Annotated in this window: 23 protein-coding genes; 14 read left to right on the top strand and 9 right to left on the bottom strand. The window is 64.2% G+C overall.

The window, feature by feature from the left end; all coding sequences use genetic code 11:
- Positions 1-295 precede the first annotated feature (295 nt).
- Positions 296-994: an RNA polymerase sigma factor gene (locus ABID58_RS24675; protein ID WP_148754788.1), complete on the top strand. Its 699-nt coding sequence runs from the start codon at positions 296-298 to the stop codon at positions 992-994.
- 141 nt (positions 995-1,135) lie between these two features.
- Positions 1,136-1,960, top strand: a complete 825-nt coding sequence (locus ABID58_RS24670; RefSeq protein WP_354035288.1) for a flagellin — start codon at positions 1,136-1,138, stop codon at positions 1,958-1,960.
- On the opposite strand, the gene ABID58_RS24665 is transcribed toward ABID58_RS24670, so the two are convergent.
- A complete protein-coding gene (locus tag ABID58_RS24665; RefSeq protein WP_354035317.1) occupies positions 1,957-2,187 on the bottom strand; it encodes a hypothetical protein in 231 nt (76 codons plus the stop codon). The genes ABID58_RS24670 and ABID58_RS24665 overlap by 4 nt on opposite strands.
- Between ABID58_RS24665 and fliD the strand changes: the two genes are divergently transcribed.
- From fliD to ABID58_RS24620, 9 genes are all read left to right on the top strand, one after another.
- On the top strand, positions 2,096-3,730 hold the full coding sequence (fliD, locus tag ABID58_RS24660; RefSeq protein ID WP_354035315.1) for a flagellar filament capping protein FliD: 1,635 nt from the start codon (positions 2,096-2,098) through the stop codon (positions 3,728-3,730). The two genes, ABID58_RS24665 and fliD, sit on opposite strands and share 92 nt — an antisense overlap.
- Positions 3,730-4,158, top strand: a complete 429-nt coding sequence (locus ABID58_RS24655; RefSeq protein ID WP_354035287.1) for a flagellar export chaperone FliS — start codon at positions 3,730-3,732, stop codon at positions 4,156-4,158. The genes fliD and ABID58_RS24655 overlap by 1 nt, the downstream gene beginning before the upstream one ends.
- A 141-nt stretch (positions 4,159-4,299) precedes the next feature.
- Positions 4,300-4,572: a hypothetical protein gene (locus tag ABID58_RS24650; protein ID WP_354035286.1), complete on the top strand. Its 273-nt coding sequence runs from the start codon at positions 4,300-4,302 to the stop codon at positions 4,570-4,572.
- A 337-nt stretch (positions 4,573-4,909) separates the two neighbouring features.
- The gene (locus tag ABID58_RS24645) at positions 4,910-5,578 is read left to right on the top strand and encodes a flagellar hook assembly protein FlgD (protein ID WP_354035284.1); all 669 of its coding nucleotides are present in this window, start codon (positions 4,910-4,912) and stop codon (positions 5,576-5,578) included.
- A 31-nt stretch (positions 5,579-5,609) separates the two neighbouring features.
- Complete coding sequence (gene flgE / locus ABID58_RS24640) at positions 5,610-6,875, top strand: flagellar hook protein FlgE (protein WP_148754782.1); 1,266 nt, start codon at positions 5,610-5,612, stop codon at positions 6,873-6,875.
- A gap of 3 nt (positions 6,876-6,878) precedes the next feature.
- Positions 6,879-7,139: a hypothetical protein gene (locus tag ABID58_RS24635; RefSeq protein ID WP_148754781.1), complete on the top strand. Its 261-nt coding sequence runs from the start codon at positions 6,879-6,881 to the stop codon at positions 7,137-7,139.
- Positions 7,140-7,148: 9 nt separating this feature from the next.
- Positions 7,149-7,622: a flagellar protein FlgN gene (locus ABID58_RS24630; protein ID WP_187435269.1), complete on the top strand. Its 474-nt coding sequence runs from the start codon at positions 7,149-7,151 to the stop codon at positions 7,620-7,622.
- Between the two features lie 18 nt (positions 7,623-7,640).
- Positions 7,641-9,416 carry a flagellar hook-associated protein FlgK gene (gene flgK / locus ABID58_RS24625; RefSeq protein ID WP_354035283.1) on the top strand — a complete coding sequence of 592 codons (1,776 nt, stop codon included), beginning with the start codon at positions 7,641-7,643 and terminating at the stop codon, positions 9,414-9,416.
- Positions 9,417-9,435: 19 nt separating this feature from the next.
- Positions 9,436-10,347 carry a flagellin gene (locus tag ABID58_RS24620; protein WP_354035282.1) on the top strand — a complete coding sequence of 304 codons (912 nt, stop codon included), beginning with the start codon at positions 9,436-9,438 and terminating at the stop codon, positions 10,345-10,347.
- Between the two features lie 7 nt (positions 10,348-10,354).
- On the opposite strand, the gene ABID58_RS24615 is transcribed toward ABID58_RS24620, so the two are convergent.
- From ABID58_RS24615 to ABID58_RS24595, 5 genes are all read right to left on the bottom strand, one after another.
- Positions 10,355-11,923: an AMP-binding protein gene (locus ABID58_RS24615; RefSeq protein ID WP_354035281.1), complete on the bottom strand. Its 1,569-nt coding sequence runs from the start codon at positions 11,921-11,923 to the stop codon at positions 10,355-10,357.
- A gap of 33 nt (positions 11,924-11,956) precedes the next feature.
- A complete protein-coding gene (gene upp, locus ABID58_RS24610; RefSeq protein ID WP_148754776.1) occupies positions 11,957-12,592 on the bottom strand; it encodes a uracil phosphoribosyltransferase in 636 nt (211 codons plus the stop codon).
- A 157-nt stretch (positions 12,593-12,749) separates the two neighbouring features.
- A complete protein-coding gene (locus ABID58_RS24605; RefSeq protein WP_354035279.1) occupies positions 12,750-12,878 on the bottom strand; it encodes a hypothetical protein in 129 nt (42 codons plus the stop codon).
- Positions 12,879-12,978: 100 nt separating this feature from the next.
- Positions 12,979-13,356, bottom strand: coding sequence for a hypothetical protein (locus ABID58_RS24600; RefSeq protein ID WP_354035277.1), 378 nt, complete (start codon positions 13,354-13,356; stop codon positions 12,979-12,981).
- 16 nt (positions 13,357-13,372) lie between these two features.
- Positions 13,373-13,561, bottom strand: a complete 189-nt coding sequence (locus ABID58_RS24595) for a hypothetical protein (RefSeq protein WP_148754774.1) — start codon at positions 13,559-13,561, stop codon at positions 13,373-13,375.
- Positions 13,562-13,758: 197 nt separating this feature from the next.
- Between ABID58_RS24595 and ABID58_RS24590 the strand changes: the two genes are divergently transcribed.
- The gene (locus tag ABID58_RS24590; RefSeq protein ID WP_354035275.1) at positions 13,759-14,004 is read left to right on the top strand and encodes a hypothetical protein; all 246 of its coding nucleotides are present in this window, start codon (positions 13,759-13,761) and stop codon (positions 14,002-14,004) included.
- Positions 14,005-14,071: 67 nt separating this feature from the next.
- Here ABID58_RS24590 and dapA read toward each other — a convergent pair whose 3' ends face one another.
- The 3 genes from dapA to ABID58_RS24575 all read right to left on the bottom strand — a co-directional run bounded on the left by dapA (position 14,072) and on the right by ABID58_RS24575 (position 15,881).
- Positions 14,072-14,989, bottom strand: coding sequence for a 4-hydroxy-tetrahydrodipicolinate synthase (gene dapA, locus ABID58_RS24585; RefSeq protein WP_354035273.1), 918 nt, complete (start codon positions 14,987-14,989; stop codon positions 14,072-14,074).
- A 25-nt stretch (positions 14,990-15,014) separates the two neighbouring features.
- Positions 15,015-15,263 carry a hypothetical protein gene (locus ABID58_RS24580; protein WP_354035271.1) on the bottom strand — a complete coding sequence of 83 codons (249 nt, stop codon included), beginning with the start codon at positions 15,261-15,263 and terminating at the stop codon, positions 15,015-15,017.
- Between the two features lie 150 nt (positions 15,264-15,413).
- Complete coding sequence (locus ABID58_RS24575; RefSeq protein ID WP_354035269.1) at positions 15,414-15,881, bottom strand: hypothetical protein; 468 nt, start codon at positions 15,879-15,881, stop codon at positions 15,414-15,416.
- A gap of 439 nt (positions 15,882-16,320) precedes the next feature.
- On the opposite strand from ABID58_RS24575, the gene ABID58_RS24570 reads away from it, so the two are divergent.
- Positions 16,321-16,410, top strand: coding sequence for a K(+)-transporting ATPase subunit F (locus ABID58_RS24570; protein ID WP_038965694.1), 90 nt, complete (start codon positions 16,321-16,323; stop codon positions 16,408-16,410).
- A 112-nt stretch (positions 16,411-16,522) separates the two neighbouring features.
- On the top strand, positions 16,523-18,226 hold the full coding sequence (gene kdpA / locus ABID58_RS24565; RefSeq protein ID WP_354035267.1) for a potassium-transporting ATPase subunit KdpA: 1,704 nt from the start codon (positions 16,523-16,525) through the stop codon (positions 18,224-18,226).
- Positions 18,227-18,240: the final 14 nt, after the last annotated feature.

Below are 18,240 nucleotides of genomic sequence, written 5' to 3'. Positions count from 1 at the left end.
GCAGGGCGCGCGTCGCGCTTGATCGCCTAGTGCTGCGTAATGTCAGCGTTTTCTCTCAATGACATCTGTTCAGGATGGATGATCCGCCATGGCGCGAGACGATGTGATGATTGCGGGATTGATGCGCGAGAGTAGCGCGCGCTCGGCAATTATTGCCCGATACTCGGCAAAAGATACCGGATAACATCTTGAAAAATAACAAAAATTCTCCGCCTGGATTGTTTTTGCCCCGCGTTCAACGCCTGGAAGCCGTGTGGCATGTGCGCCGCCGGCATTGCGGGTTGGAGATTGCGGGATGAGTTACGCTGCTGATGTCTGGGCTCCCGCCGAGGCCGGGATCACGACGACGCTGCCGGCTGAAGAGATCGTGCCCGTGATGCCGTCGGTACCGCTGGCGCCGGGCAGCACGCCGGTCGCTGCCGAAATCGTCTTCGATGAGGACAGCGAACTTCTCGACAGGCTAGCCACCGGCGACGAGGCTGCGTTCCGCATGCTGGTCGAGCGTCACATCGATCGCGCCTATGCGATCGCGCTGCGTATCGTCGGCAATGCTGCCGATGCCGAAGACGTGGTGCAGGACACCATGCTCAAGATCTGGAGCCATCGCGGGCGCTGGCAGCACGGCCGCGCCAAGTTCTCGACCTGGCTCTACCGCGTCATCTCCAATCGTTGCATCGATCTGCGCCGCAAGCCGCGCAACGAGAATGTCGAGACCGTGCCGGAGGTCGCCGACGGCCAGCCTGGCGCGGTCGAGATCATCGAGCGCAACGAGCTGAACGGCATGCTGGAGCTCGCGATGCAGCGCCTGCCCGAGCAGCAGCGTATCGCGGTGATCTTCTCGTACCACGAGAATATGAGCAACGGCGAGATTGCCCAGGTGATGGACACCACGGTGGCCGCGGTGGAGTCCCTGCTCAAGCGCGGACGTCAGCAGCTGCGTCAGTTGCTGCGCAAGCACGAGCGCGACATCCGCACGGCGTTTACGGATTGCTAACCATAAAACTGGCGCTGCGAAAATTTTCGCGCCTGATCTCCGTGCGCTCCGCCGTTTGAGCGAACGGACGGGGCTGCGGTCCGCGTCGTCAATCGTCTTCAACGATGCGGCACGCCATGCCCATCAGCACAGGAGTTTCCAATGCCTGCAATTTCCACCAATACCGCGGCGAACTCTGCAGTCCGCTACCTCAACATCAATTCCGCGCAGGAGAGCAGCGCGCTCGCCAAGCTGTCGAGCGGCTCGCGCATCACCTCGGCCTCCGACGACGCCGCCGGTCTTGCGATCTCGACCCGCATCTCGTCGGACGTCACCACGCTGCAGCAGGCCGCGACCAACGCCTCGCAGGCGACCGCGATCCTCCAGACCGCCGACGGTGGCGCCTCCAACATCTCGGACATCCTGGCGCGCATGAAGTCGCTGGCCTCCGAGTCGGCCTCAGGCACCACGACCGACTCCAGCCGCGCCTACATCAACTCGGAATTCACGCAGCTGACGAGCGAAATCGATTCGATCGCGACCGGCACCCGCTATTCCAGCCAGAGCCTGCTTGATGGCTCCAGCGTGTTCGCCTCCGGCGTCTCGGTGCTGGTCGGCTCCTCCGGCTCGGACAACATCACAATCACGCTGACGAGCCTGACGGCATCCTCGCTCGGCGTGTCCTCGCTCGACGTCAGCTCCCTTTCTGACGCGACCTCGGCACTGACCACGCTTGATACCGCGATCGACACCGTCTCCGCCGCCCGCGCCAGCATCGGCGCGCAGGAATCGCGGTTCAACTTCTCGTCGGACTCGATCTCGACCCAGACCCAGAACCTGCAGTCGGCGAACTCCGCGATCAAGGACGTCGATATTGCGGCCGAGCAGGCCACGCTGTCCTCGGCCGAGGTGAAGACCCAGGCCGCGGTGTCGGCGGAATCCGCGGCGAACCAGATGCCGCAGTACCTGCTCAAGCTGCTCGGCTAAGCGCTGAGGCTAGCGATCGCCGGGCCGGCTTGATGCCGGCCCGGTTCACCCCGGGATGGATCGGGCAGCACAGTGACGTCAGTCAGTTCGAGCACCAGCAGCACTGCGAGCACCAGCACGTCGAGTGCGTCCACCGTGACCACGACCGGCACCACCACATCGACCAGCGTGGACTGGAGCGCGTTGATCACCGCGGCGGTGAACGCCAAGCTGACGGCAGCGACCACGATCTCCACCTCGATCACCAGCAACGAAGCCAAGATCTCCGCCTACAAGACGCTCCAGACCGATCTTTCGACGCTCTCCAGCGGCCTTTCCTCGCTCGCGACGGCCGTCGTCAATTCGCTCGCGACCAACGCCTTCGCCACGCGGGCGGCGACCATCAGCTCGTCCGGCGACGTCAGCGCCTCCTCCGCGCTCTCGATGTCCGTCAGCAACGGTGCTGCGACCGGCGACCACACGCTGACCATCAGCCAGGTCGCGACCGCGCAGAAGGTGATCGGCACCTCGCAGTCGAGCCAGACCAGCGCGCTCGGCTATTCCGGCACCTTCTCCCTTGGTCTCGGTAGCGGCAACACCGCCGACATCACCGTCACCAGCACGATGTCGATGCAGGACGTGGTCGATGCCATCAACGCCCAGACCTCGACCACCAACGTGCAGGCCTCGATCGTCCAGGTGTCGAGCGGGTCGTACGAGATGGTGCTGTCCGGCACCGAGGATGCCGCCGACATCAGCTATTCCAGCACCTCCGGCGACGATATCCTGAACAAGCTCGGCGTGACCGACAGCACGGGCGCCTTTGCCGACGTGCTGCAGACGTCGCAGGCGGCTGATTTTTCTCTCGATGGCATCTCGATGACGCGGGATACCAACGACATCACCGACGTGCTCACGGGCGTGACCTTCAACCTGCTCCAGGCGACGCCCAGCGGAACATCGCTCAGCATCAGCATCGAGCCCGACACCAGCCAGATCGAAACGGCGGTCGAGAGCCTCGTCACCAACTACAACACGTTCCGCGATGCGGTGATCGCGCAGCAGGCAACCGCCTCGGACGGCACGGCGGATTCGAGCGCGGTGCTGTTCGGCGACGGCACCATGCGCGACATCATGGATTCGCTCCAGAACGCGCTCAACAGCACGGTGGGCGACCTCACCATGGCCGACCTCGGCCTGTCCTTCAACGAGAAGAACGAGCTCGAGCTCGACACCTCGACGCTGTCCAATGTTCTCAGCACGAACCTGAGCGGCGTCACCACGCTGCTGTCGGCGCAGACCAAGACCTCGTCGAGCCAGCTCAGCGTCGTCAATACCGGAACGTCGCCGCAATCCTTCACGCTCGACCTGACCGTCGACTCATCCGGAAATCTCAGCTCTGCGTCGGTCGGCGGCGATTCCTCGCTGTTCACGGTGAGTGGCACGACGATCCTTGGCGCGGCCGGAACGGCCTATGCGGGCATGGCCTTCACCTATTCGGGATCAACGTCGCAATCGATCACGGTGACCTCGACCTCGGGCATCGCCACGCAGCTCTATCAGCTGTCCAAGACCTATTCATCGACCTCGGGCTCGTTGCAGACGCTGATCACGAACCTGACTGACCGCGACACCGACCTCCAGCAGAAGGTCGACGACATCGAGAGTGCAGCGTCCGCCTACCAGACCCAGCTCCAGACCCAATACGCGAATTACCAGGCCGCGATCACGAGCGCGAACAACACGCTCACCTATCTCAAAGCCTTGCTTAACTCCAGCTCGAGTGGTTGATGATGCATAATCCGATGGCGTACATGGCCAATCAGGCCTATCGGGGCGCGGCCACCAGCGTGCCGCCGCTGAAGGCGATCTCGATGCTGCTTGGCGGCGCGATCACCTTCCTCCAGAAGGCGCTGGCCGCGCAGGAAGCGCGGCGCTTCGAGGAAGGGCACGAATATCTGCTGAAGGCGACCGCGATTCTGCGCGGGCTCAGCCACAATCTCGACTTCACCAAGGGCGGGGCGGTGGCCGAGCGGCTGTTCCAGACCTACAACAGCCTGATCGTGGCGAGCCACAAGGCGTTCGGCCGGCCGCATGCCCCGACGAGTTTTCGGCGGATCATCGCGGCCGTGACCGAGTTGCGGGAGGCCTGGGAGCACGTCGACGCGACGGCGCGGGGCGGCAAGATCGCGCCGTCCGATTCGGCCCGCACGGGCTGAAACCACGACCGCCGCGGACCGCAGTTTGGCCCGTTCCCGTAGTGCTCCGGGCGCTTTTGGCGCGCGAAGCGGCGGGAAATCGGTTTTCGACGCGCTTGCAATGCTTTATGAGGGGCCTGACCGAGGCGGGATCGGCGGGCGATGGACGTCACCGAGTTTGAAGAACTGATCGACCGGCTGGGCGAGGATCTCTCCCTCTGGCCCGAAGATCGGCGCTTGCCCGCTGAAGAGCTGTTGAAACGTTCCTCTGCTGCCCAGGCACTGCTTGAAGAGATGCGCGCCCTGCGCCAGGCGCTCGCGGCACCTCCAGTGCGGGCACCCGCCGGCCTCGCCGACCGTATTGCCGCCGCCGCTGCGAAAATGAAGACCGACACCGCCGAGCCGCGCACCGAAGGCGAGACCGCGGGGAGCTGATCGGCTCTTCGAATTCTTCATATCTCCACTTGCTCCAAGAGATCGTCATGCCCGGGCATAGCCGTCTGAAGGACGGCGTCGCTTCCGCTCGCCTATGTCCCGGGCATCCACGTTCTTAAGCTCGCAAGCATCGCGTGGATGGCCGGGACAAGCCCGGCCATGACGTCGTGGAAGCGTTCGCGCCTCCACGCGGCAGATTTTGCCGCGTCGAAAGCGAATTTCGCAGCCGTGAATCCGCGCCTGAATCCGCGCGGCCACGCGTTTCATCAGCACACAGATTTCAAGCGCGCTGACCGACATCGCTGTCGCCGGCCGCGCGAGAAAGCCGGAGTTTCTGATGACAGTTTCCGCAACGAGTTCTGCAACGACTGCGACCACGACGACGTCGTCCTCGTCGAGCACCTCGTCCAGTTCGACGCTGACCTCGAGCGATTTCCTGAGCCTGCTCGTCAGCGAGCTTCAGAACCAGGACCCGCTGAACGCGACCTCGACCACCGACTTCATCAATCAGCTCACGTCTTACGCGAATTTCAGCCAGCAGCAGTCGATCAATTCCAACCTGACCTCGCTCTCCAGCTCCTTCTCGAGCCTCGTGACGCTCAACTCGGTCAACTATATCGGCCACACCGTCGAGGCGAAGACCGACACGTCGACCTTGAGCAACGGCTCGGCGACGTTCGGCTATTCGCTGTCCTCGGCCGCTTCCGACGTCGCGGTCACCATCAAGGACGACTCGGGTAACACGGTCTACACCGGCACCGGGACCGGCAATTCCGGATCCAACACCTTCACCTGGGACGGCAAGAATTCCAGCGGCACCCAGCTCACGGACGGCGGCCAGTACACAATCTCGGTGACCGCGACGGATTCCGCCGGCAACTCGGTGCTCAACTATACCACCATCTCCGGCACGGTGACGGGCATCGACACCTCAACATCAACGCCTTCGCTCACGGTGAACGGTGTCTCCGTCAGCGCCGCCGACATCATCGGCGTCACGTCCTGATCCTGCGTCCTGATCCCTCTGGAGTTTCATCATGAGTCTCACCGGTGCACTCTCTTCGGCGATCTCCGCGCTCAGCGCGCAGAGCCAGTCCCTGTCGATGATCAGCGACAACATCGCCAATACCAGCACGACGGGGTACAAGACGACGTCGGCGATGTTCGACGACCTCGTCACCGCATCGAGCAACGCGACCTCCTATGCCTCGGGCGGCGTCACCGTTTCGGGCCGCGCCAACATCACCCAGCAAGGCCTGCTGGCCGCCACTTCCAACGCGACCGACGTCGCGATCCAGGGATCGGGCTTCTTCGTCGTGACCAGCGCCACGTCGGGCGGCACCACGTCCTATACCCGCAACGGTGCCTTTTCGACCGACAATGCGGGCTATCTCGAGAACAATGGCAGTTACCTGGAGGGATGGCGCACCGATTCGGACGGCAATGTCGTCGGCAATGAATCGGCGAGCAATCTCGAGGCCATCAATACCCAGGTCGCCTCGACCAGCGGCAGCGCCACCACCAAGACCACGATTGCGGCGAACCTGCCGTCGGATGCCGCGACCGGCGACACCTACACCAGCTCGATGACCGTCACCGATTCGCTCGGTGCCGCGAACTCGATGCAGGTCACCTGGACCAAGACCGGGACCAACACCTGGAGCGCGAGCTTCGCCAATCCGACCTCGACGTCGGACACCACGACCGCGACCGGCACGGCCTCGGGCACGATCGACATCACCTTCAACAGCGACGGCTCGCTGGCGAGCACCAGCCCGAGCCCGGCGACCGTCGCGGTGACGGGCTGGACTGATGGTGCAGCGGACAGCACGATCACGATGAGTCTCGGCACCGCCGGAGGCACGGACGGTCTGACGCAATATGCTTCGGGCGAGACGACGCCGACCGTCAACGTCACGAGCATCTCCTCGGACGGCCTCTCCTACGGCAAGCTGTCCAGCATCTCGATCGGCAAGAACGGCATCGTCGACGCCACCTATTCCAACGGCCAGACCATCGCGATCTACAAGATAGCGGTGGCGACCTTCGCCGATCCAACCGGGCTTTCCGCAGCCAGCGACGGCCTCTATTCCGCGACCGTGACGTCGGGGAATGCCGCGCTGCAAGCGTCCGGCGAGAACGGTGCGGGCACGATCTACGGCAGCGAGCTGGAATCCTCGACCACCGACACCTCCAGCCAGTTCTCGAGCATGATCTCGGCGCAGCAGGCCTATTCGGCGGCGTCCCAGGTCATCTCCACCGTCAGCAAGATGTACGACACCCTGATCTCGGCGATGAGGTGAGCGATGCGCGGCGAGGAGGCCAAGGCCGCCGGAGAAGCGCTGCTGCGCCGGGTGCGACGGCTGGTGGCACGGGCCGCTACCGTGACGGACAGTGACCACAAGCAGGTGCTTGCCTTGCTCGACGATCTCGAGACGACCCGCCGCGGCTTGTTGAAGGAATGCGCAGCGGTCGAGGGCGAAATGAGACAGGCGACCGTCAGGACGACCGCGATCGGCGCTTATTTGCGCAACTCGCAAGTGCATCGCGGCAAACGGCAAAATTAGAAGAAGGCGATGACCATGAGTGTAGCCCAAGCCAATAGCCAAGCCACGCGGACCAACGCCGCAAATGGCGACGCCCGGATCAAGTCGCTGATCGGACTGATCGACGTTCTGACCGCGCTGGTGGCGGAAGAGAATGCCGAGCTCGCCAAAGGTCTGCCGGCCTCACGCCTGAAGCAGGTCGACGAGAAAAATCGCCTTGCGGAGATCTTCGAACGATCCGTCGCCGAATGTGCGGCGGGCGGGACCACCCTGAACGTGCGGGACCGGATCCTACGCGAACAGTTGCTGGATCGGATCCTGAAGCTGCGCGCGGCAATGGACGAAAACCTGGTGCGGCTGCGCGCGGCGATCGAGGCCAGCAACCGCCGGATCGAGGCCGTCATGCAGGCGATCCGCGAGCAGATCGCTGCGGTATCGCCCTATGGCGCCTCCGGCCGGGTCGCTGCGCGCGCCGTCTCCAGCGGCACCAGCCGCAGCGCCTAATGAGCAGGAGAGCCCGCCGTGTCGCTCGATATCGCACGATCGATCGCCTTCAGCGGCCTGTCGTCCACGTCGGTGCAGATCAGCGTGACGTCGTCGAACATTTCGAACGCCGACACGACGGGCTATACCAAGAAGACCGCAAACCAGTCGAGCAGCGTCACCAACGGCGTCGGTACCGGCGTCACGGTGACGGGCATCACCTCGACGGTCGACAAGCTGCTGCTGAAATCGCTGGTCAGTGCGGACTCCGATCTCGGTTCGGCCGACACGGCCAATACCTATCTGACCTCGCTGGAGAAGCTTTACGGCTTGACCAGCAGCACCGACAGCTCGTCGACCGGGACCTCGCTGGCCAACGGCATCGCCTCGCTGGAATCGGCGCTGTCGTCGCTGGCGAGCACGCCGAGCAGCGCCTCGCTGCAATCCAACGTCGTCAGCGCGCTCGACGACGTCACGAGCCAGCTGCGCGAGACCTCGAGCGGCATCCAGAAGCTCCGCTCCAATGCCGACCAGGACATCTCGTCCTCGATCGTCGACGTTAATACGGACCTGCAGAACATCGCGGATCTGAACGCGGAGATCAAGCAGACGGCGGCGACCGGGCAGTCGACCGCGGACCTGGAGGACCAGCGCAACACCGCGCTGCAGGACGTCGCCTCCAAGATGAACGTCAGCTACTACACGGCGTCGAACGGCGATCTCCAGATCTACACCACGACCGGACAGGCGCTGGTCGACAGCTCCGCACACAAGATCAGCTATACCGCCGCCGCCATCGTGTCGTCGTCGACGACCTACACGGCGGGCTCATCGTCGAGCGGTTTCAGCGCGATCACGGTGAATGGCGTCGACATCACCTCGCAGATCACCGGCGGTGACATCGGCGCGCTGATCTCACTCCGCGACAAAATCCTGCCGGCGGCACAGTCGCAGCTCGACCAGCTCGCGACCCAGCTTGCCTCTGCGGTCAATACCGTCTCAAACAGCGCCTCCTCGGTACCGGCATCGACCAGCCTGACCGGAACCACCAGCGTCACCAGCAGCACGGCGCTGTCCGCCACCGGCACAGTGCGCCTCGCCGTGACCGACCAGAGCGGCAATCTGGTCTCCTATAGCGATCTCGACCTGTCGTCCTATTCCACGGTCGGCGATCTCGTCACCGCCATCAATGGCATTTCCGGGATCTCGGCATCGGTCGATGCGGACGGGCATCTCTCGATCACGGCGACAGGCTCGGGCAACGGTGTCGCCGTCAATGAGATGACCAGTTCGGTCGGTAGCTCAAGCGAGGGATTTTCGGACTATTTTGGCCTCAACGATCTCGTGACCGGAACAAGCGCGTCGGATATCGCTGTCAACAGCAACATCCTGTCCGGCACCAGCGCGTTGCAGCTTGCAACGCTGGATTCCTCCTCGAGCCTTACGGTCGGCAGCAATGTGCTGACGTCCGGATCTGCGACCGCGGTCAATGCGCTCTACAGCGCATTGACGGCCTCACGGACGTTTTCCTCCACCGGGGGGCTCGCCGCCACCACCGGCTCCTTTGCCGACTATGCCTCGACAATCGTGGCCGATGTCGCGAGCAAGGCCTCGCAGGCGTCCACCAATTACACTGCCAAGGAGACTGCGCAGTCGACCTATGCGAGCTCGCTGTCGTCGCAGTCGGGCGTCAACCTCGACGAGGAATCCGCCAATCTGAGCACGCTGCAAAGCCAATACTCGGCAGCATCCGCGCTGATCTCGGCAATCAACAGTATGTACTCGGCGCTTATCACCGCCGTGCAGTCGTCGTAAAGCGCGCGGGAGCAGCTCCATGGTCGCGATGCGGATCGCCACCTTCGCCCAGTCGAGCAAGATGATCGCCGACGCGATGCGCGTGGAGTCGGTCATGGCGAACGAGCAAGTTCAGGAATCGTCGGGCGTCGTCTCGACCGATTTCGGCGGCTACGGCTCGAACGCGCAGCATGTCGTCAATCTCCAGGTGTCGGTGACGCGCGCGCAATCCTATATCGATGCGGCCACGCTGGCCGACAGCAAGATCCAGGTGATGTATTCGGCCGTCGGCTCGGTGACGGACATCATCACCCAGCTTCGCTCCCAGCTCAGCGCGGCTTCGACCGGGAGCTCGACCGAAACGAATTCGGTGATCTCCTCCGCCCAGCAGATGCTGGAGCAGATGGGCTCGCTGATGAACACGCAGTATGACGGCCAGTATGTCTTTGCCGGTGGCAAGACCGACACGGCGCCGGTCGACCTCACCAGCTTTTCGTCGGGGACCGGTTCCGTCACCACGGCGGACACCAGCTACTACACGGGCGATGACGAGATTGCCTCGGTACGCGTCGCCGCCGATAACACCGTGTCGTATGGTGTTACCGGCGACAATTCGGCGTTCGAGGAAGTCATGCGCGTGCTGAAGTTCGTGGCCAACAGCACCTCGTTGTCATCCTCCGACATTTCCAGCGCGCTCAACCTCGCCAGCACGGCGCTCGACGACACCGCGGCGGTGCAGGCAAAACTCTCGAGTTCGTCGTCCTCGATCGAGTCGGCGAGCACGCAACAGACCGATTACAAGAGCTACGCCGAAAGCCTGTCGAACGACCTCACCGGCGTCGATGTCGCCGCCATCACCGCCCAGCTCTCCACCTACCAGGCGCAGCTGACGGCTTCCTATTCGGCAATGTCCAAGATCCTCGGCATGAATCTCGCGAGCTATCTGAAATAGGAGAGGCCTATTCGGCCGCTATCCGCTCCATCGCCATGGTGCGAAGCCGGGCGCGCTGGATTTTCACGCCGTTGGCGCTATCGGTCACGGGGAAGGCGTCCACGACATAGATCCGTGCCGGAACCTTGTAGCCGGCGAGCCGCTCGCGCAGGCGTGCCGTCAGCACCTCCTGTTGCGGCGAAGTGCCGGCCGGGATGACAAAGGCGACGCAGCGCGCCTGGCCCTTCAGGTCGACCGCGACGACCTGGGCATCGGCGACGCCGGCACAGGACTTGAGCTCGTCCTCGATCTCGCCGGGTGCGACCGGGAAGCCGCCGAGCCGCATCGCGTCACCCGCGCGGGTCTCATACACGAAGGCGCCATCGCGAAGCCGGCCGATGTCGCCGGTGCGGAAGAAGCCGTCCGCGGTGAACGCATCGCGCGTCGCATCGGGGTTGTTGAAATAGCCGAGGAAGCGCGACGGCGCGCTGATCTCGATCTCGCCGGAGACGCCTTGCGCTGCAAGCTCGCCGGTCTCGGTGTCGCGCACGCGGACCTTGGCCTCGGGGGACATTGGCCAGCCACCGCCCTCGATGCGATCGGCGAAGGCGTCGCCGGGACGGGCGATCGAGAACAATGCCTGCACCTCGCTCGAGCCGTAGAGGCCGAATAGCGGCAGGCCGCGCGCCTCGGCCTCCGCAGCCAGCTCTCGCCAGCCGGGCTGGAACGCGGCGAAGCCGCAGACCTCGAGATGCGGGAAGGGACGCGGCTCATCGGTCAGCGCAAGGATACGGCGGAACATCTCGTCGGAGCCGAAGCAGTGCGTGATCTTGTGCTCGCTGAGGATTTTCAGCGCCGGCGCCGCCTCGAAGGCGTCTAGCACGTGGATAGTCGCGCCGGCTGCGATGAAGCCAAGCAGGCTCGTCATGCCAAAGGTGCCGCAGAATGGCAGCATCGCCAGCAGCGAGTGACGCTGCGGCGAGAGCTTGAGCGTCTTGGCAACGGAGTTGGCGTGGGTCGCCAGCGTCCGCTGCGAATGCGCGACCAGCTTGGGCCCCTTGGTGGTGCCGGATGTGGTGTAGAGCAGCACCGGTAGGTCGACGTCATCCTGGACGGCAGCCGCCGGATAGGGTTTGTCGAACGCATCGAAGCGAATGCAGGGCCATTGCGCGGGGATCGCATCCGCGCCGACCACCGCGAGCTTTTGCAATGCGGGCACATCGGCCTTGGCAATGTCGGCGAGAACAGCGGCGAAATCGATCGAGCGGAACGCCGCCTCGAGCACCAGCAGCTTGGCGCCCGACAATTTCAGGAGATGCGCGACTTCCGCGCCGCGGTAGCGCGTGTTGACGGCGGCAACGACAGCACCCAGCCGGGCGGCGGCGAACAGCACCGTGATCCATTCGACCCGGTTGACGAGCCAGACTGCGACGACGTCGCTCTTGCCGATACCCTGCGCCGCGAGCCAGGCCGTGGTCTGCGCGACCATCCTTGAAAACTCCGCGCGCGACACGGGCGTGCCGTTGAACACGAAGGCAGGATCGGCGGCTATCTCCGATCCGATCAGCGAATGCAGTGAAACATCGTCGGCATGCATGCCAACCGGAGTAGCGCGATCGTGCAAACCTGTCTACTTGGTGCCGAACATCCGGTCGCCGGCATCGCCCAGGCCCGGCACGATGTAGCCGTGGTCGTTGAGACGCTCATCGATGGCGGCGGTCCAGACCGGCACGTCGGGATGCTCGCTCTGGAATTTTGCGATGCCCTCGGGCGCGGCCAGAAGGCAGACGAAGCGGATGTCGCGGGCGCCGCGGTCCTTGAGCAGCGACGCGCCGGCGCAGGCCGAATTTCCCGTCGCCAGCATCGGGTCCATCAGGATCACGGTGCGGTCGGACAGGTCCTGCGGCGCCTTGAAGTAATATTCCACGGCCTGCAATGTCTCGGGGTCGCGGTAGAGTCCGATATGGGCGATGCGGGCCGAGGGCATCAGCGCCAGCATGCCGTCGAGGAAGCCGACGCCGGCGCGCAGGATCGGCGCCAGCGTGAGCTTCTTGCCGGCGATCTTCGGCGCCTGCATCGGCGAGATCGGTGTCTCGATCTCGACCAGCTCCAGCGGCAGGTCGCGCGTCACCTCGTAGGCCAGCAGCATCCCGATCTCGTTCAGGATTTCGCGAAAGCTCTTGGTCGAGCGGTCCTTCTCCCGCATCAAGGAAAGCTTGTGCTGGACCAGGGGATGGGCGACGACGTTGACGCTGCTTGTGCTCATGAAACCGATCTACACGGTTCCGTGAAACAGCGCCAGATCGGCCGGGCGTTTTCCGCAAGGAGAGGCGGCCTGGCCGGGCTGCGCGACCGCCGTTCGCGCCCCCGATTGCTTGCCTCGTAGGCAGCCATGGTCAATTCGCGGTCGATCGCCGTGAAGTCTAGACGCCGAGCCCGCGGGCTGCGAGCGTGATCACGATCGTCAGGACCGCACCCCAGACCAGGCTTAGCGTCATGGTCAGGATGGTCGTGGTGACCGCGTGCTCGAGATGTCCCCTGAAGAGAGGCATGCTAGCTGTCCGAGGCGGGCGCAGCCGTGACGCGCAGGCCGAGCAGAAGCGTGACTATTAACGCGAGCAGCATGGCGATCTTGAACTCTATCATGTCGCGTTACCTCACGGCGAGGCGTGCAACGAGCCGCCGGGCTTGTGCCGCCAGCACGATCAGGAAACTGCCGCGGTTCTCGACATCGAGCTCGAAACTCTCGGTGGGGAACACCAGGGCGCAGCGCGCCGGCGCGCTCTGACGGTTAGCGAAATCCACCGCCGAGCTCTTGAACAGGAACAGGCCGCCGACCTGTCCACTCGCTTCGCGCGCGACCCAGAGGCCGGCGTTGTTGCGCCCGATGAAGAAGACGGGGATGGCGGTACTGATGACATCCGGATCGAGTGGCTTGAGTGCCGCCGCCCGTTTGGCGTCGGCCTGGCGACGAGGGGCCTGAAGGGCAATTGCGGCCATGGCGGCCTCTTCACACATCTGCAAGGTCATGGGAGCCTCCCGCTGCTCAGACGTTCAGGTGCCAGACATAGATTGCGGTCTTCAGCGCGATGAGCGCAGTGAGCACGCTGCCCATCGAGAGCAGAGTGAGCGCGCCGAGAGCGAGATCCTTGAGCTGCGCCTTGCGCGCCCCGGAGATGCGCGCCGGAAGCTCGGACCCGAGGGGCCGGTCAAAGCCATGTGTCAGGATCGACATTTTGTAAGTCCTTGCCTCATGCGGCGAGACGGCCGCTCCGATCTGTCTCGTATGATGGCCACCGCCGCGTAAGATTGCGAGATGACCGCTGGCGCCGCCGCATAGGAATGTCATAAAGACGCCGTTCCACGCGCTGGTAGCCCTCTGAAGAGATCGGAGTTCCGCTTCGAGGGAGCCCGAGACGGTGCATGATTGGAATGTGGCATGCCGATCGCTGCGGCAAAGGCGAGCCGCAGCCGCGGTTCCTCGATTTGCCTGCAGAAGCATTCCAGCGTCGCTTCCGGATCCTGCAGCTGCCCCCTGAGGGCCGCGCAGAGCTGCCAGCTGGTCCGCCGGAAGAAGTGGAGGGATTCGCCGCCGAGACAATCGAGCTCGGCCGCCAGCGCCACCACGTTGAGCCTGTCGGATTCATCCCGCGTCACGGCGAGGCGCAGCAGCGCTAGCTGCCAGGCGCGGAGCAGCCTGCGAGGTCCTTCGGGTGACTGCAGCATGAAATTGCCTCTTGACGCCTCAGGCACCTACGCCGTCGATCAGCTCCTCGTCGGCGATGGCGGCGAGTGCCCTAACCACCTCCCTCTGCGCGGCCGCGTCCAGCGGCACGATCGGCAGCCGTGTGGCCGGCGACACCAGGCCAAGCACGCTCAGGGCGCTCTTGAGCGCCGCGGGGCTGTCCTTGGAGAGACAGGCGATGAGTGGCATCAAGCGCTTGTGCAGATAGCGCGCTGTTTGCAGGCGACCTTGCCTGACCTGTGAGAAGATCGTCCGGCACAGATCCGGTGCGATGTTGGAAACTTCCGAGATGGCTCCGTCGCCGCCGCCGGCGATATAGCCGAAGGCGGTCGCGTCCTCGCCGGACAGCAGCCGAAAGCCTGCCGGCAGCAGTCGGTTCAACCGCATCGGGCGGGTGATGTCACAGCTCGCATCACGGAGGCCCACGAACCGGCGAGACTCGACGAGGCGTAGAAGCGTCTCGTCGGCAAGTGGGCGCAGCGTGCGGGCGGGAGCGTCGTGCAGGATCACCGGAAGTCCGGTTGAACCGGCAATGGTGCGGAAATGCGCGAGCATCCCCTCCTGCATCGGCTTGTTGTAGGCGGGCACCACCGCCATGATGGCGTCCGCGCCAGCCGCTTCTGCGCGCCGCGCAAGTTCGACAACGCGGCCGGTGGCATTCGACATCGCGCCCGCGACGACCCGCGACCGGCCGTGGGCGACGTCGACTGCGGTGCGAATAACGAGCTCCTGCTCGGCGGGCCAGAGTGTCGGTGCCTCGCCCGCCGTCTCGCAGACCACGAGCGCGGGAACGCCGGCCGCGACCTGGCGCTCGCAGAGTGCGGCGAACGCCTTGAGGTCAATCGTGTCAGCCGCATCGAACGGCGTCGGCAGATCCGGAATGAAGCCGGTGAACCAGGCTGAGGAGGGAATGAACATGGCTTGCTCGCCGAAAGGCGCCGGCTCAGGCGGCGCGCTGCGAGAGGTCGGGGTGTTTACCCATGTCGAGCTCGATCTCGCGCGGCAGCTCGACGATGGTCTCGGGATGCTGTCCGTTCTCGAACAGTGCGTATTTGATGGCCTGGGCGCGGCTGACGAACAGGCCGCCATAGAGGCCGCTCTGCTGTTGCGCGATCCACTGGCCCCGATGGTTTTGGCCGATGAAGACGATGGTCGAGGGCGCGCTGCACGAGGGAGGTTCGACGAGTTTCACGGATGGTATCCTTCCAATTGACGCGGGGGGCGGGATCTCCTCCCACATCGGCCGGATCAATATCTTTTCGATTGGATAGGATTTCGAGAGAGGGCGCGCGGCGATCTCATAGGAGCGCCATAAGGCCTCGCATCAAGGCTCGGCGTTCGATCAGCTGAAATTCTCGCACGCGGCCGGCTCATAGAGCGGATCCGGGGCGGGCCGCACGTTGGGGACGCTCGGTCGCGGCGCTTCCACGGCCAATGCCTGGACTTCGACGAACGCCGACAGCAGCGCGAGCGCGAGGTCGCCGTGGCATCCCTCGACAGCCGCGTCGAGCCAATCCGGCAGCTCGCGTTCACGCGAGAGCGCGCAATGCCATTCACCTTCGTCATAGGCGATCCGGCGGATGTGCCACAGCGGCAGTTCGAGTTCCATCAACGCCAGCGCGGCGTCGGCCCAGGCCTCCGCGTCGATCAGGCGCATGAGGCGAGCGGTGCGCTCGGTCTGTCCGAGCGAGTGAAAGCGGCGGCAGGCCTTGTCGATGATCTCGAGCATCAACGGCCGCGTCATGCCCAGTGCATTGCGCAGGGGCTCGCTGAGGGCCGGGGCATCGTGGTGCCGATAAGCGACGGTCATGTCAGGCCTCCTGGAATTGGCGTCGGTCAGTCGGCCGGCGTCTTCAGGATGGCGAGAAGGACATTGGAAAACGAGATGGGAAGGGGATGGGAGATATAAAGATTTCATAAATGCGGGCGCCCTCCGCGAGGGATGCGATGCGCCGTCAACCGTCCCACCCTTTATGAGATTCCTATAACTTCGTCATAGCCCACGTCTCGAAAACCTATGCCCGCGGTGGCACTTCAGCCCGGTCAAAAGTCCCGCTTGGGCCGTGGAAATGCGTCGCGCTTTTCTCCACGGGCTCCGCCGGGACCCCGAGAAAGTGTTGCTCCCGATAGAGGGATGCAACGAGGAGCAATTCCATGATGGACATTCTGATGCTGGCGCTGGGCTTCGGCTTCTTCGCCCTTGCGATCGGCTACACCTACGCCTGCGAACGGCTGTGACGGAGCGAACCATGATCTTCGATTATGCGCTCGCCGGTGCCGTCTCGTTCGGCCTCCTGTTCTACCTCACCTACGCGCTGCTGCGGCCGGAACGGTTCTGACCCTTGCTGCTGCTTGTCGAATTGCTGCTGGCGGACGTTGCGCTCGTCGGCTGCCTGCTTGTGGTGCTCCTGCCGCTGCTGCGGCGGACACCAAGCCTGAAGGGTTGATGCCATGACTGTGATCGGCTGGCTCCAGATCATTCTTTTCTGCCTTATCATCGTCGCGCTCACAAAGCCGCTCGGCTGGTACATGACGCGCGTGTTCAACGGCGAGCGGACGTTCCTCTCGCCCGTGCTGCGTCCGATCGAGGCCGGCATCTACTGGATCTCCGGCGTCGACGAGAAGCGCGAGCAGCATTGGCTGACCTACACGGTCGCGATGCTGCTGTTCCATGTCGGCGGTTTCCTCATCATCTATGGCGTGATGCGCTTGCAGGCGGTGCTGCCCTTCAATCCGGCGGGGCAGGGTGCGGTCTCTGAAGACCTCTCCTTCAACACCGCGATCTCCTTCGTCACCAACACCAACTGGCAGAACTACGGCGGCGAGAGCACGATCTCCTATCTGGTGCAGATGCTGGGCCTGACGCACCAGAATTTTCTGTCGGCGGCCACCGGTATTGCGCTCGCGGTCGCCCTGATCCGCGGCTTCTCGCGTGCTTCGGTGCGCACCGTCGGCAATTTCTGGGTCGATGTCACCCGCACCACGCTTTATGTGCTGCTGCCGATCTGCGTGGTCTACACGCTGTTCCTGGTCTCGCAGGGCATGCCGCAGACGCTCGGCGACTATGTCGAGGCCACCACGCTCGAAGGCGCCAAGCAGACCATCGCGGTCGGCCCGGTCGCCTCCCAGGTCGCGATCAAGATGCTGGGCACCAATGGCGGCGGCTTCTTCAACGCCAACGCGGCGCACCCCTTCGAGAACCCGACCGCGCTGTCGAACTTCGTGCAGATGATCTCGATCTTTGCACTGGGCGCCGCGCTGACCAACGTGTTCGGCCGGATGGTCGGCAACCAGCGCCAGGGCTGGGCGATCCTGGCCGTGATGGGCGTGCTGTTCGTCGCAGGCGTCGCCGTCACCTATTGGGCGGAAGCCGATGGCACCTCGACGCTGCAGGCGCTCGGCCTCACCGGTGGCAATATGGAGGGCAAGGAAGTCCGCTTCGGCATCGTCGCGTCCTCGCTGTTCGCGGTGATCACCACGGCCGCTTCCTGCGGCGCGGTCAACGCCATGCATGACAGCTTCACCGCGCTCGGCGGCATGATCCCGCTGATCAACATCGAGCTCGGCGAGATCGTGGTCGGCGGCGTCGGCGCCGGCATGTACGGCATGTTGCTGTTCGTCATTCTCGCAATCTTCGTCGCAGGACTGATGGTTGGCCGCACGCCGGAATATGTTGGCAAGAAGATCGAGGCGCGCGAGGTCAAGATGGCGATGCTGGCCATCTTGGTACTGCCGCTGATGATCCTCGGCTGGACCGCGGTCGGCGTGATCTATCCGCCCGCCGTCGCCTCGATGGCGAATGCCGGCCCGCACGGCTTCACCGAGGTGCTCTACGCCTTCACCTCGGCGACCGGCAACAACGGCTCGGCCTTCGCGGGCCTCACCGGCAACACCTTGTTCTACAACCTCACGCTCGCCAGCGCGATGTTCGTCGGCCGCTTCTTCATGATCGTCCCGGCGATGGCGATCGCGGGCTCGCTGGCCGCGAAAAAATCCGTTCCGCCGTCGGCGGGCACGTTCCCGACCACCGGCGGACTGTTCGTCGGTCTCGTCGTCGGCGTGATCCTGATCATCGGCGGCCTCACGTTCTTCCCGGCGCTTGCACTCGGTCCCATCGTCGAGCATCTCGCGATGAACGCCGGTAACGTCTTCTGATTGTTTGGAGCGAC

It is taken from the genome of Bradyrhizobium sp. S3.2.6, from assembly GCF_040546885.1.
In the GTDB taxonomy this organism is placed as follows: Bacteria; Pseudomonadota; Alphaproteobacteria; order Rhizobiales; family Xanthobacteraceae; genus Bradyrhizobium; species Bradyrhizobium cytisi.
Note: the sequence above shows the minus strand (reverse complement) of the source record. Positions and strands in the feature narration are given on the sequence as shown.